This is a genomic window from Epilithonimonas hispanica, assembly GCF_003385395.1.
Classification (GTDB): domain Bacteria; phylum Bacteroidota; class Bacteroidia; order Flavobacteriales; family Weeksellaceae; genus Epilithonimonas; species Epilithonimonas hispanica.
This window is the reverse complement of record NZ_QNUG01000056.1, coordinates 1-14245: the sequence shown is the minus strand read 5'-3', so window position 1 is coordinate 14245 and position 14245 is coordinate 1. Positions and strand designations below refer to the sequence as shown.

15 protein-coding genes, 2 tRNA genes and 1 pseudogene are annotated in these 14245 nt (G+C 37.3%); 12 read left to right on the top strand and 6 right to left on the bottom strand.

Going from position 1 to position 14245, the window contains the following annotated elements; all coding sequences use genetic code 11:
* Nucleotides 1-70 precede the first annotated feature (70 nt).
* The 4 genes and pseudogenes from DRF58_RS16385 to DRF58_RS16380 form a co-directional block, all read right to left on the bottom strand.
* Nucleotides 71-463, bottom strand: a complete 393-nt coding sequence (locus tag DRF58_RS16385; RefSeq protein WP_116036951.1) for a hypothetical protein — start codon at nt 461-463, stop codon at nt 71-73.
* A complete protein-coding gene (locus tag DRF58_RS18415; RefSeq protein ID WP_157966745.1) occupies nt 456-599 on the bottom strand; it encodes a hypothetical protein in 144 nt (47 codons plus the stop codon). Before DRF58_RS18415 ends, DRF58_RS16385 begins: the two co-directional genes overlap by 8 nt.
* A gap of 86 nt (nt 600-685) precedes the next feature.
* A complete protein-coding gene (locus tag DRF58_RS19190) occupies nt 686-1207 on the bottom strand; it encodes a CBS domain-containing protein (RefSeq protein WP_262483973.1) in 522 nt (173 codons plus the stop codon).
* Nucleotides 1187-2374, bottom strand: a pseudogene (locus DRF58_RS16380) (chloride channel protein); the annotation flags it as partial. The pseudogene DRF58_RS16380 and the gene DRF58_RS19190, both read right to left, overlap by 21 nt.
* Nucleotides 2375-2756: 382 nt before the next feature.
* Here DRF58_RS16380 and DRF58_RS16375 point away from each other — a divergent pair.
* Complete coding sequence (locus DRF58_RS16375; RefSeq protein ID WP_116036953.1) at nt 2757-3527, top strand: 4-hydroxy-tetrahydrodipicolinate reductase; 771 nt, start codon at nt 2757-2759, stop codon at nt 3525-3527.
* A 63-nt stretch (nt 3528-3590) separates the two neighbouring features.
* Here the strand turns inward: DRF58_RS16375 and DRF58_RS16370 are convergent, their stop codons facing one another.
* Nucleotides 3591-4877 (bottom strand): DUF389 domain-containing protein, encoded by a 1287-nt coding sequence (locus tag DRF58_RS16370; RefSeq protein ID WP_116036950.1) that lies wholly within the window; start codon nt 4875-4877, stop codon nt 3591-3593.
* Nucleotides 4870-6213 (bottom strand): Na+/H+ antiporter NhaA, encoded by a 1344-nt coding sequence (gene nhaA / locus DRF58_RS16365; protein ID WP_116036948.1) that lies wholly within the window; start codon nt 6211-6213, stop codon nt 4870-4872. The genes DRF58_RS16370 and nhaA overlap by 8 nt, the downstream gene beginning before the upstream one ends.
* Before the next feature lie 238 nt (nt 6214-6451).
* Here nhaA and DRF58_RS16360 point away from each other — a divergent pair, with 238 nt between their 5' ends.
* The 11 genes from DRF58_RS16360 to DRF58_RS16310 all read left to right on the top strand — a co-directional run bounded on the left by DRF58_RS16360 (nt 6452) and on the right by DRF58_RS16310 (nt 13992).
* On the top strand, nt 6452-8188 hold the full coding sequence (locus DRF58_RS16360; protein ID WP_066436421.1) for an APC family permease: 1737 nt from the start codon (nt 6452-6454) through the stop codon (nt 8186-8188).
* A 208-nt stretch (nt 8189-8396) separates the two neighbouring features.
* Nucleotides 8397-8945: an RNA polymerase sigma factor gene (locus tag DRF58_RS16355; RefSeq protein WP_116036947.1), complete on the top strand. Its 549-nt coding sequence runs from the start codon at nt 8397-8399 to the stop codon at nt 8943-8945.
* A gap of 106 nt (nt 8946-9051) precedes the next feature.
* On the top strand, nt 9052-10014 hold the full coding sequence (locus DRF58_RS16350; RefSeq protein ID WP_116036945.1) for a redoxin domain-containing protein: 963 nt from the start codon (nt 9052-9054) through the stop codon (nt 10012-10014).
* 10 nt (nt 10015-10024) lie between these two features.
* Nucleotides 10025-10474: a YHS domain-containing (seleno)protein gene (locus DRF58_RS16345; RefSeq protein ID WP_034976058.1), complete on the top strand. Its 450-nt coding sequence runs from the start codon at nt 10025-10027 to the stop codon at nt 10472-10474.
* 19 nt (nt 10475-10493) lie between these two features.
* The gene (locus tag DRF58_RS16340; protein WP_082738247.1) at nt 10494-10925 is read left to right on the top strand and encodes a DM13 domain-containing protein; all 432 of its coding nucleotides are present in this window, start codon (nt 10494-10496) and stop codon (nt 10923-10925) included.
* A 10-nt stretch (nt 10926-10935) separates the two neighbouring features.
* On the top strand, nt 10936-11301 hold the full coding sequence (locus DRF58_RS16335) for a DoxX family protein (RefSeq protein WP_034976052.1): 366 nt from the start codon (nt 10936-10938) through the stop codon (nt 11299-11301).
* Entirely contained in the window at nt 11298-11807 is a 510-nt protein-coding gene (locus tag DRF58_RS16330) for a hypothetical protein (RefSeq protein ID WP_034976048.1), read from the top strand. Before DRF58_RS16335 ends, DRF58_RS16330 begins: the two co-directional genes overlap by 4 nt.
* Nucleotides 11808-12518 (top strand): NRDE family protein, encoded by a 711-nt coding sequence (locus DRF58_RS16325; RefSeq protein WP_116036943.1) that lies wholly within the window; start codon nt 11808-11810, stop codon nt 12516-12518.
* Nucleotides 12493-13545 (top strand): ATP-grasp domain-containing protein, encoded by a 1053-nt coding sequence (locus DRF58_RS16320; RefSeq protein ID WP_034976046.1) that lies wholly within the window; start codon nt 12493-12495, stop codon nt 13543-13545. Before DRF58_RS16325 ends, DRF58_RS16320 begins: the two co-directional genes overlap by 26 nt.
* A gap of 267 nt (nt 13546-13812) precedes the next feature.
* Nucleotides 13813-13886 (top strand) — tRNA-Asp (locus DRF58_RS16315).
* Nucleotides 13887-13918: 32 nt separating this feature from the next.
* Nucleotides 13919-13992, top strand: a tRNA-Asp gene (locus DRF58_RS16310).
* The last annotated feature ends 253 nt before the right edge of the window (nt 13993-14245 follow it).

Sequence of the window (14245 nt, the reverse complement as noted above, 5' to 3'; positions counted from 1 at the left end):
AGTGCTTTGAATTATCAAACTATTGAAGAGTTTAACAATCAAAACAAAATTTATCAAAATGTAGCTTAACTTATACTGGAATTTTTATTTGCATATCCAATTTTGAATCTACATAATAAATTCTCTGTAATACTAAATGATATATTAGCGCACCTGAAAAGTAGCAGATAATATCCATAAAATCAGCTGTATATCTTGCTGATAGTAACGGACATATAATTTCAAATACAATGGTCAGATTAAGTGCTGCTCCCAGCAAAAACTTCAGATCCGGTCTCCAATCCGGATAATAGGTGAGCTTCATGATTTTCATTGTAGTATAGCTGAACATAGGGACACTGTATAGATCAGTAAGATGATCATTGAGAGGTACGATTATTCCATTCCTTCTCAGTAATGCGATAATTCCCCAAATGATAAGCCCTCCAATAAACCAATATGAAATATTTAAATTTTTAAACATGCATTGCGTCTAAGATGATGCTCAAGATAATTTGAATGACTTTTAAAAAAATATTGACATCAGGTTTCTGTCTGTCTTCAGCTGAATTATCTTTACTTTCGCTGTCTTCGTAATTAAATAATTGCTTTCCTTCCATTTTTTTTCTCAATCATAACAAAATTCATTCCTACTCCAATTGTCTACTAATAGGTACATAATTTAAGATCCTTTTGATAGTAATGTTTAATTGGAGTATCCTTTCAGCAACTGCCTGTAACTCATTAAAATCGATGATTTCGAAATAAACCCAAGGAAGATATTCTGCTGATCGACGACAGGCAAGCTCCACGTACCCGTATTGTCAAAGACCTGGAGAATCTCTCTCGGCTTATCTTCGGGATGGATGAAAGCTGCCGGGGCTCTCATTATTTTTGTTATCGTAAGCGGCAAATAATTTTCATCATTGAAAAAATAAGGTCTGATATCGTCTAAAGTTAAGATACCTCTCAACTTTTTATCATTATCGATAACTGCAAAAAAATTCTTGTTCCCGTTCTTAACTAAATCAGACAATTCTTCTATTGAAGCATTTTCATTAATTGTTTGGGAATATCTATCAATGAAATCTTCTGTATGGAGTGAGAAAAGAAGATTCTCGTCATGCTGATTCGTAAAAATCTTACCCTGGTCGGCCAAAGATTTTAGTTCTGGGGATATTGGTGAAAACCATTTTGCAATGAGATAGGAGATCACTGAAACGATCATCAAAGGTATAAAAAGGTCGTATCCAAAACTGGACTCAGCAATTAGAAAGATGGCAGTTAGCGGGGCGTAAAGGACACCACTCATCGCACCGGCCATTCCTACCAGAACTAAGTTTGATACAGGAACGTCCTTAAAGCCGATCTGCTGGCAGATTACGGCAAATCAAAATCCGACGGTTCCTCCTGCAAAAAGTGATGGTGCAAAATTACCTCCATTTCCACCGCTGAAAATGGTGAAAGATGTTGCAAAAGCTTTTAACAGACATACACAAACCAGAAATACAATGATCGTCTATTCTTTGATATCAAAGTATCTAAAGAGACTGTTTTCAATGATCGAGTTTGTACTGCCATTGGTAAAGGCCTTGACTGTGTCATACCCTTCGCCGAATAGTGGCGGAAAAAGCACGCAGAGTAACGATAGGATGGCACCGCCCAGCATTGCCTTCCGCAATCTGGACATTTTCAAACCTTTTATAAAATGCTCTACCTTTTGGGAAACCATTAAAAAATATCTTGCATACAGTCCTGTGACAATACCTAATATAAGATAGTAGGGAAGATTCCTGTAATCAAATGCTTCTCTGGTATGGAACCTAAAAAGGATATCTTCCTGAAGCAGAATTCTGGATAAGAGGCTACCACATACCGCAGCAACTACCAGCGGGATAAAATCCGTAAAGACCACGCCTGTCAGTAGGATTTCAAAGGCAAACATGACCCCTGCGATAGGAGCGTTGAAAGCCGAGGCAACACCAGCTGTGGCTCCGGCTGCCAAAAGTAGTGTTCGTTCCTTGTAATTCAGGCGGTAAGTCTGCGCATAATTGGAACCAATGGCAGCACCAGTCACAGCGATAGGGCTTTCTAAACCGGCAGATCCTCCGAGGCCTACGGTTATCGCGCTTTGGACAATTTGTGAATAGGTCTTAACGGATGAGACGATACTCGAATTCTGAGCGATCTCATACAATATGGCGCCTATCCCTTTTCTGTCCTGTCCTTTGAATATCGTCAATACGATGCTGGTTGTCAATACGATTCCCAAAAAAGGAAAAATGATATAGAACAGGATCTGATATTCAAAATGAACCTTGTTCGTGATAAAGAAATGGATATTGTGTACTATTGTTTTCAGCAGGACACCAGCCAGACCTGCTGTACAGCCCACTAGAATTCCGGAGAGAAGTAAAAACTGGCTGCGGCTGAGCCTGTTGTTGAGCCAGTGGAGGATCAATTCATAGCTGCGGGCCTTTTCAAGTCCATATTTTTGGAAGTCCCTCTTGAACCTGAGAAAACTTATATATCTTTTTTTATTGTTGATATTCACTTACTATAATCGCTTTTATTTGCGCTAGGATCTTGATTAGAATGCGCAATTTTTAGGGTTATTGCAAATATACCAAAAGCTTATGGGATAGGCATCTCTATATCTGCGAAATCAATAAGATCTGTATCCTAAAAGTATGGTAGAAAACGATCTTTCATTTTTTTTGTATCTTACTACGGTCAATTATTCGAAATCATCAATTAAAAATATAAAAATTGTAATTATGAAAATAGGATTATTAGGATTTGGGAAGGCAGGTAAAGCGGTTGCAAATGTTATTCTTCAGCACGAGGATTTTTCATTGGAGTGGGTTCTGAAGAAAACTGATACTCTGAATAAGCTTTCTGCAAAAGATATTCTTGGAATATCATCAACGGATGACGCATTGATCTATTCTCAAAGCAGCACGGACATTCAAACATTATTTGAGGATCATCCTGTAGACTTTGTTACTGATTTTTCCAACGAAGAAAGCATTCATCTTTATGGCAAGTTCGCAGCCCGTAAAAAGATCAAGATCATCTCAGCCATTTCGCATTACGGAGAAAATGAGATCAAGGTTCTGAAAGAACTTGCAAGGGACACTGTGGTGTTTTGGTCGCCAAACATCACATTAGGCGTCAACTACCTGCTCTTTGCGGCATCGCTGTTAAAAAATATAGCGCCTGGTGTTGATATTGAAGTGGTCGAGGAACACTTCAAAGCCAAATCCGGCGTGTCGGGAACAGCGATGAAAATTGCGGAAACTCTGGATATAGAGACAGAAAGCATCAATTCTGTCAGGGCTGGCGGTATCGCTGGAAAACACGAAGTTATCTTTGGGTTTCCCTACCAGACCGTTCGACTTGTCCACGAATCCATATCACGGGAAGCATTTGGAAGTGGTGCATTGTTTGTCGCTGAGAACCTTAAAGGCAAACTGAAAGGATTGTATAATTTTGATGACATCCTGCGACCTTACTTTTTCGCTCAGACTCAAGATATGTTATCTTAAAATCTATCAATTGGAAATATGCCATTCCAATTTTGGAATGGCATTTTTCAACTATATTTCAATCTAGTTTTCAGAAATATTTAAAAGTTTGACATTTTTCTCATTCAGCCTTTTTTCAAGCCAGCTTTTGAGCTGTATTTCATTCACTTTCTTTCCCGAGTAGATCATCACAAATTGGAGCCTGGCACTGTCCGTTTCGGGATATTGGGCTATCTTTCCGTAGGAAACACCGGACATATCCGGATATAGGATTTGTATCTCTTTCCCCAGTGTGGAGTCTGAAACTTTATAATTATCCAGTTCTGACCGCAGGCTGGATAATGCTATGTCCTTCTCTGATAGGTTTGTATTGTTTTTGTTGATCTCACTCAGTATCTCTGATTTCAGATCGGAATTGTTTTGCCTGATGTTGATCTTTGTGTTTGCAAGCCCGTTATCAGAGAGCATCTTGTTGTAAGACTTGATCTCTTCAGTAGTGAATTTTTTATTAAGGAATGCAACGTCGATGGTCTTGGGATTGACGTTGTAATTTATCTTTTTATAGATCAATGTATATCCATTTTTTTCAAATTCTTTTTGGAGGAAAAGTTCTGCGGTCTTCGTGAATTTCTTTTCATTATACAGGTTGTAGGCTAAATACGAGCTGGGAACGATCATTACCAGTATTAACAGAGATATGCTGTACCTGATCCTTTTTTCATATTTGTTGTCGACAATAGAGGAAGGATAATGCAGATATTTCACGACAAGAAAAGTAGCAATGCATATAAAAAAGCAATTGATACTGTAAAGATAGAATGCGCCGATGAAATAAGAAAAATTAAAAGTAGCAAGACCAAATCCGGCCGTACACAGGGGAGGCATCAATGCCGTTGCAATGGCAACACCCGGAATAGGATTTCCTTTTTCTACCCTTGTTATGGCTATGACACCTACCAGTCCTCCAAAAAAAGCGATAAGAACATCGTAGATGTTGGGTGCAGTCCTTGCCAAAAGTTCTGACTGTACATCCTTGAAGGGACTTATGTAAAAGTAGAATCCTGAAACCAATAAACTCACCACCGTTGCGATAAGAAGGTTCTTAAAAGATTTCTTGAGCAGAGGAAAGTTATAGGTCCCAAGCGCAAATCCAGCACCTACGATCGGACCCATTAATGGAGAGATAAGCATAGCCCCAATAATGACCGCAGTGGAATTGACGTTAAGACCGATTGATGCGATGATGATCGCACAAGCCAGGATCCAGAGATTGGAGCCTCGAAAAGATATATTGGAAGTAACGTTTTCCAATACTTTGTCTTTTCTCTCCTCACCATTGTGAAGATTAATAAAATTAAAAATATTATTCATCGGTTTGAGTTGGTTTAGAATCTTTGTTGAGGATCATATAGCCTATAATTCCTCCGATCAAGGAGGCTGCAAATATGCCGATCTTTGCCTGTGTCTGGTATTCTTCGTGGCTAAAGGCAAGGGAGGTCACAAACAGGGACATCGTAAATCCAATGGATGCCAGAAAACCAAGTCCGAGCAGATTGCGGATATTCATTCCCTCAGGTAATTGGGCAATTTTTAGTTTAATAAAAACAGCAGTGAAGCCTACAACACCTACAACTTTTCCTATAAGTAGGCCTAAGGCCACACCAAGCGCAATATTTGTATCAAAAAGGCTGTTAGGATCAATATTCAGGGAAACTCCGGCATTGGCTATTGCAAAGATCGGGATGATAACGAAAGTTACAACGGGATGCATCGCGTGTTCCAATATCTGAAGGGGCGGAGTGGCGGCATTTGTCGCCTCATTGATCTTTTCCAGAACATGCAGCTGGTCGTTGGTCAATGTAGGTGTATTTTCAGTAGGGTCTAAATTTTTAAACCTTTCCAGATAGCTGCTGATCTTGGCGATGAACAGATTTTCCTTGATCTTCACATCTGCCGGAATGGTAAAAGCAGCCAAGACAGCAGCGATCGTGGCGTGAACGCCTGAAATTACAAAGCATGTCCATACACCGCAGATGCCAAGGAATGCGAAAAAAAGGATCGATCTGACGCCAAGCTTATTCCCCAGGTACATCACTGCAAGAATGCCAAGTCCTATCAGCAAATACGTCATTTCAATGTTCGATGTATAGAAAAATGCGATTACCAGGACTGCTCCCAAATCATCCACAATTGCCAAGGCAGTTAAAAATACCTTGAGGGAAAGTGGGATCTTCTTTCCCAACAGAAAAAGCACGCCCAATGCAAAAGCAATATCCGTGGCCATAGGTATTCCCCAACCTTTGTGCATTTCCCCGGTCGTATTGAGTAGCAGGAAGATCAATGCCGGCATTACCATTCCCCCAACTGCCGCAACTATCGGAAGCATGGCTTTTCGCGGATTGGAAAGCTCCCCACCGATTATCTCCCGTTTAAGCTCAAGCCCCACCACGAAAAAGAAAACAGACATCAATCCGTCATTGATCCAGTGATGGACGGTAAAATCGAAAAAACTTTCCCCATTCCATTGAAATCCAAAGGTCTGCTCCAGAAAATGATGGTAGCCATCGGATAATGCTGAATTGGCCAAAATCAAAGCAATGATCACACTGATCCCTAAAAGTAATCCTCCCGACTTTTCCTGTTGGATAAATCGCTGAACGGGCTGTGTGATCTTGTCGATCGGCTTTGTGGGGTAACTTTTGATCATAGTTTATTTAATATAGATAACTGCAAATTTATGAATACTAAAGGGAAAAATAGAGGAACATTGCGAAAGTTATTTTTAATATACTTAGATATTTAGCTCGGAAATTTGTAAAGAATTAAAAAGAATATGTCATATGTGGTCAATTGTAATTTTAAAGTTAATTATCAGAAAAGAATGAACGTTTTAAAATTAATTTGTTTAATATTATACGCTTGAAATCTCATTAATCTATAAAAAAATGTCAACAAAAAAGCTTAGTGAATGGTATGCCACTGCGATCTGCGGCAATGATATAACTTCATCTTGTCTGTATGTTTCGGCTCTGGCTATTGTAGCGGCAGGTCAGTATGCATGGGTCGCTCTTTTGATGGTGGCCGTGGTACTATTTCTATTCAGAAAGATCTATGGCGAGGTGGTCGGAGCATTGCCCCTCAATGGTGGTGCATATAACGTATTGTTAAATACTACAACGAAAAGTAATGCGTCTATTGCAGCCTGTCTTACCATATTATCTTACATGGCAACGGCAGTAATCTCCTCAAGCGAGGCGATGCACTACCTACATCATATTTTGCCATATTTCAATGTGAATATAGCAACATTCGTGCTTTTGCTCATATTTTTAGAGCTGACTATTTTAGGAATTTCTGAAAGTGCAGTGGTTGCCCTGGTCATTTTTGTTTTCCATCTTGCAACAATGGGACTGTTAATTGGTTCCTGCTTTTTCTTTGTCTGGCAGCACGGATTCTCAATATTGATCGACAATTTCCATCTTCCTGCCAGAAATGGAAGTATTTTAACCGCTATTTTCTTTGGATTTTCAGCTGCTATGCTTGGGATCTCAGGCTTTGAGAGCTCTTCAAATTTTGTGGAGGAGCAGGAGCGAGGTGTTTTTGCGAAAACATTAAGAAATATGTGGATCGCAGTATCAGTGCTAAACCCGATGATTGCATTTCTTGTGATATGCATCATTCCCATATCGGCAGTAGAATCACACCAAAATTCTTTCTTAAGTTATATTGGGACTTTGACTGGTGGAAAATGGCTCGCTACGATCATTTCGATCAATGCGGTCTCTGTTTTAAGTGGTGCGGTATTAACTTCATTTGTTGGGGTCAATGGTCTTATCAAAAGGATGACTTTGGATAGAATATTACCAAATTATTTTCTGAAGGAAAATAAAAGGGGCAGTACATACAGGATCCTGATCCTTTTCTTTCTGTTATGTCTTTCAGTGCTATTGGTGACCAGAGGACAATTGGCACCACTTGCCGCTGTTTATGCCCTGTCTTTCCTGACTGTCATGGCATCATTTGCGTTAGGAAATATCCTGCTTAAACTCAGAAGGTCTCGTCTGCCACGTCCGGAATACGCCAAACCCGGAGTTGTGCTGTTGGCTTTTGCAGCCATAATCATTGCTTTATATGGGAACATCATGACCAAGCCACAATATCTTGTCACCTTTCTGCAATATTTTATTCCTTCGGTACTGATCATTTTGGCTATGCTGCTGCGAAAGGATATTATGCATTTTATTGTTAATCTGCTGCAGTCGCTGTCGAAGAACTATAAAAAATACACGCTCACAAGACAAAGATCTTTGTACCGAAGCCTGAAAAAACTCTATGAGCAGGATTTTGTTTTCTTCTCAAAAGGTGATGATATAGCAACCCTTAATAAGGTGATGATGTACCTGCACGAAAATGAGGTGACAAACAAGATGAAGATCGTTACGGTATTAAAAGAACAACAGCAACCGGATCCAAAATTCCTCGCTGATTTTGACACTTTGGACCGTGCCTATCCTGAGGTCGATATGGAGTATATTACCATTTTGGGCAACTTTACGCCTGAACTTGTGGAAGAGCTTAGTAACAAATGGGGAATCCCAAAGAACTTCATGTTTATCAGCAGTCCCGGGGAAAAATTCAGTTACAGAGTTGATGAACTTGGAGGAGTCAGGCTTATTCTTTAGATTTTAATTTTGATTGAAGAAGAATAAAAACATAGAATAGAAGATTTTATTAATTCTTATAAGCATTAAGTTGATTTAATCAATTCATTCCGTTAATAATTGCTATTAAGAATGCTTAGATAGGAATTAATTAAAGTCGTTAAAAAACATAATTAATACGTGTCGCCATTAAGAAAAATATTTTGTATTTTCAAACTTATCAATTGATATGAATAAGAGAACAACAAACGCCTTAGCAGTGGAAGATTTCCAGAAAGACAATAATGTTGCCTTTGGTGTTCTGTATCAAAAATATTTTGGCTATACACGGAAATTTGTTCTTGGAAACAAAGGAAATCTGGAAGATGCGGAAGATGTTTTTCAGGATGCTTTGATTATTTTGTATGAGAAATTGTACGATGATGATTTCAAAGCTTACACCTGTCTTGCCAATTACGTCACCGGAATTTCTAAAAACCTGTGGTTGAAAAAATTACGCAACCGAAACTTTTTTGTGGAAATTCACGAAAGCTATTATTTTGAAAACAAAGAAGAAATCAACCAAGCTATAGAAAACGAGAGAGATTATTGGGACAAACTCAATGATTATATTAATGAAATCTCATCGCACTGCCAAAACCTCATCCAGGATATTTTTATGAAGAATAAAAATATCGAAGAAATACAGGAAAAATACAAGTATTCCAGCAAGCACAATGCGCAAAACCAAAAGCATAAATGTGTAGAGCAAATCCGGAAAATAAAAAAAATAAGATAATTTTTAAACTGATTATCAATACTTTAAATAGAATTGTTAAAAAAATCACCTTTTCACAGGGTGATTTTTTTTGTTTTTGGGAACTTCATAGTAAATACTTTATCTTATGTTCACAAAAATAATTTATACATTCTTTTTCTTAGTTGCCATTTCGTTTTCCGCACAAAGCAAAACCGGAATCGATTTTCAGGCTAAAAATTTAGATGAAGCCAAAAAACTGGCACAACAGGAAAATAAACTCATCTTCATCGATCTGTACACAACTTGGTGCGGTCCGTGCAAACTGATGAAAAAGAATACGTTTCCGAATCCTGAACTGGGAGAATTTTTCAATAAAAATTTCATCAGCCTTTATATTGATGCTGAAAAAGAAGGGACAGAACTTGCAAAAAAATTCAAAATTGTTAATTATCCTTCCTTTCTTTTCCTAGACCAAAACGGCGAATTGGTGCAGTACGAATATGGATATTACAACACAACTCAATTTCTGAATGTAGGACAATCGGTTCTTAAAAAGAAATCCGCAAATAAAGAAACACCAACATTAGATGAGGTAAAGGGAAAAATGGTGGGCGAAACTATTTCCAATTTTACAGCAAAAGATCAATTTAACAAAAACTTCTCCTTGTCGGCAGAAAAAAAGAAAACCGTGCTGGTTTTCATTCGTGGACAATGGTGTCCGTACTGTAACAAATACATCGAAAGTCTTCAAAATCTTGCTCCCGAATTACAATCTAAAAACGCAAGATTGGTAATCATTTCTCCCGAAAAGCCTGAATTTATAGAGAAAACCATCAGCAAAACCAAAACCTCATATTCCGTTTTGTATGATGAAAACTACAAAATTGCTGAACTTTTTGATGTGCTTTACACACCAGAAAAGAAAACGATTGATTTCTACGAAAAACATTTAGGAGATGATTTCAAGAAAAGCCGTTCCGATGAGTCTGGAAGATTACCAGTTTCTGCGACCTACATTTTAGATGAAAATCAAAAAATTATCTGGAGACATTTCAATCCTGATTATAAAGAAAGAGCTTCATTGGAAGATATTTTAAAACAACTTTAATTTAAAAATTATGAAAAATATATTTACACTCATTCTCGTTTTTCTGCTTCCTTTTTTTGTATTGGCTCAAAAAAATGAACACCGAAATTTAGAAAACAAACTGGCAATTCAGGGGTATGATCCTGTTTCTTACATCGAACAGAAAAAAGCGGTAAAAGGTAAAAAAGAATTCGCAGTTAATGTAAACGGAGCCATTTATTATACTTCTTCGGAAAAGAACAAAGAACTCCTCAAAAAAGATCCAGCCAAATACGAACCTGTTTACGGCGGTTGGTGCGCTTTTGCATTGGGAGATTATGGCGAAAAAGTGGAAATCAATCCTACGACTTTTAAAATAATTGACGGAAAAACGCATCTGTTCTACAATAAATTCTTCAACAATACGCTGACTTCGTGGAATAAGAACGAAGTCAAACTGAAAAAAAGCGCAGACCAAAACTGGAAGAAACTGACCAATTAATTATTACTAAAAAATTAAAATGATGAAAACAATGATCACCTTTATTTTCTCTTCTCTTCTCTTAGTTTCCTGCATCAGAGAAAACACCGCAACAGAAGATTTAATGGAAATGGCTCCCGAAAATGCTACTCTGAAATATTCCGGAAATTTTATTCAGGGACCTTACGGAAATAACGTCAACGGAAAAGCCGAAATCTATGAAAAAAACGGAATTTATACTTTGGTTTTTAATGATGGTTTCACGGTTAGCAACGGTCCGGATTTATACGTTTATGTAAGCAAAGAACAGGAACCGTCGCAGTTTATTTCTTTGGGCTTGCTAAAATCTGTGAACGGCGGACAAACCTACACTTTTACGGGTTCCGTAAACTTCGATGAGTACAAATACGCAGTCGTTCATTGTCAACAATACAATCATCTGTTTTCTTACGCCTTATTAGAAAAAAAATAATTATAAAACGATGAAAAACTATATCAATTGGGCATTAAGATTAATTCCCGCCGTTATTTTACTGCAAACATTGTATTTTAAGTTTACGGCACATCCTGATTCTGTTGCTATTTTTTCTAAACTTCACGCAGAACCATTTGGAAGAATTTTTTCAGGTATTCTGGAACTCATCACTGCAGTTTTGATTCTGAACCCGAAAACCACTTTTTGGGGAGCTGTTCTGGGATTTGTAACGATGATTGGAGCAATTGCCTCACACATTTTCATTCTAGGAATTGACACCAATGACGATGGCGGAAAATTATTTTATCTTGCGCTTACCGTTCTTGTTTTTTGTGTAATTCTTCTGTTTAAATTTAAAAAAGCTAAAGTATGAATAAAGACGAATCGGTTTATGTCATCTTACACGAGATTCTTACCGAGCAACAAGAGCTTTTGCAAAAAGTTTCAACAGAAATATACACTCATCAAATTCCATCTTTAGACAATTCTACGATTGGTGGACACACGAGACACATTATTGAGTTTCTGGAAATTTTACGGAACTCTTATCATACGAATCAGATTAATTATGACGAAAGACAAAGAAATCTGGAATTAGAAAAAAATCCTGAAAAAGCGATGGAAGTGATTTTCGAAATACTTTCCAACATCGATTTGCCGAACAAAAATTTAATTTTAAAGCAAACCGTAGGAACTGTTTCTTTAGAAATTCCGACTAATTTCTATCGGGAATTATTGTACAATATTGAGCATTGCATTCATCATCAAGCATTGATAAAAGTAGCTTTTAATGAAATGAAAATGAGTCATTTACTCAACAAAAATTTCGGAATTGCCCCTTCAACGATTCAATACAGAGAAACTCAAAATTTAAACTAAATGTGTACTGTAACGTATTTTCCGCTTAAAAATAAAATTGTTCTGACTTCCAACCGGGACGAAAAACCCAATCGTTCTGCACAAGAAATCCATAGTGAAAAAGGTGTTTTTTATCCGAAAGATGCCACCAAAAACGGAACTTGGTTTGCGGTTTCCGAAAGCGGAAATGCCCTAATTTTATTAAACGGTGCTTTTGAAAATCATCCGGAAAAAACGAATTACCAGAAAAGCCGAGGACTGATTGTTTTGGATTTGATAGAGGAAGAGAACATTTTCAAGTCAATGGAATTAATTGATTTGGAAAACATTGAACCTTTTACACTGGTCATTTTTCAGGAAAACCAACTGGCAGAATTTCGTTGGGATGGAAGTGGAAAATATTTTAAAATGTTAGATATAAATTGTCCACATATTTGGTCTTCCGCAACATTGTATGATAAATCGGCAAGAGAAAAAAGGGAACAAATTTTTCAGAAATTTCTGCAAAACGAGAAGATTTCCGATGAAGATATTTTAGATTTCCACCATCAGAAAACCGATGATCTGGAAAACGGAATTACTATCAAAAGGCAAAATACGATACAAACCATCAGTACGACACAGCTCGTTATTTCCGATGAAATGACACTGAAACATTACGACCGACTGAACCCAGATTCAAAACCCGAAAAAATTTCCATTAAAAATGAAACTCAAACATCGCCTTCATAAAATTGCACATTGGGAATACTGGTCTACTTTTTCCATTTACCTGCCGCTTTTTCCGGTTTGGCTGTACTGTGCATATAAAGCAAGAACACTGTTGTTCTTCCACGGTGCGAATCCTTCTATAAAATATGGCGGAATGGCGATGGAAAGCAAAAAAGAAATCTACGATTTGATTCCCAAAAACTGGATTCCGAAAACCATTTTTGCTTCCTCAGAAATCCCATTTCAGAAGATTTTATCTGAATTAAAATCACAAGTCATTAACTTTCCTGTTATTGTAAAACCAAACATCGGATTGAAAGGTTTAGGAGTTGTTCAGCTCGAAGATTTAAATGAATTGGAAGATTATCAGAACAACAGCGATTGCGATTTTCTGATTCAGGAAAAAATAAATTATCAGAATGAAGTCGGCATTTTTTACCACAGATTTCCAGACCAAAAATCAGGAAAAATCACAGGAATGGTGAAAAAAGAATTTCTATCCGTAAAAGGAAATGGTGAAAAAACCTTGAGAGAACTGGTGCTGGAAAATCCGAGAAGTGCCTTCCAAATCAAAGCCATAGAACAAAAAATGGTAAATGGGATGCAGGAAATAATTCCTGAAAATGAGGAAATTATTCTCATTCCGTTTGGAAGTCATACGAGGGGTGCAAAGTTTATTGATGTTTCAAGTGAAGTTACTGGAAAATTAGAGCAAAAAATAGATGAAATTTGTACAAAAGTGAATGGTTTTTATTTCGGAAGGCTTGATGTTATGCATGAAAATTTGGAACTATTACAAGAAGGTACAAGCTTTAAAATCATAGAAATAAACGGTGCTAAAAGCGAACCAACACATATGTACGACCCAAAACACTCCTTATTTTTTGCTTGGAAAGAAATCACCAAACACTGGAAAATAATGGCAGAAATCAGTAGAAAAAACCACGAAACGGGTTTTCCTTATCTGGATCTTAAGGAAGGATTTTTAGCTTTGAAAAATAATCTAGCTGTAGAAAAAAAGCTCAGGAAGATTTCTTTGGTTGATTGACTCGTATGCTTTTTAAATTTTAGTATCTGAAAATCTATTGTTTATAATATGTTGCGAAAGAAAAGATCAAATTTATTTGCAAAAAATAAATAAATCTATATCTTTGCAACAGTAAAAACGACGATCTCTAGATTGTTTAAAAAAGTGACCTATTCGGTGACCTCTTAGACAAGAGAACAATATAAAGCTTATGGATAGGGCTTTTTTGAAAAAATAACAAGTCCCGTCCGGATCGCAAAAGATTTACAGTTTTATCTTCAAAAAATTGATCCGGTAGTTCAGCTGGTTAGAATGCCGCCCTGTCACGGCGGAGGTCGCGGGTTCGAGTCCCGTCCGGATCGCAAAAGATTTACAATTTTATCTTCAAAAAATTGATCCGGTAGTTCAGCTGGTTAGAATGCCGCCCTGTCACGGCGGAGGTCGCGGGTTCGAGTCCCGTCCGGATCGCAACTGTGAATACAGAATCGTTCAAAATGCTTTAAAACGTATGTTTTAAAGCATTTTTTGTTTTATGTAAGTTCAGATTGGGCTAAAAAAACAGGATCAGTATCAAAAGTTGGGGACTACGCAAAAATTTGGGATAATCTGAAAAGGAAAAAAGGGATCAGTACCAAAACTTGTGTTTAAGCAAAAATGTTTTGTAGTCTGAATAGAAAAAACGCCCGATCCCTAACTCCTCTGAAGTTGCTTCTAAATTTTT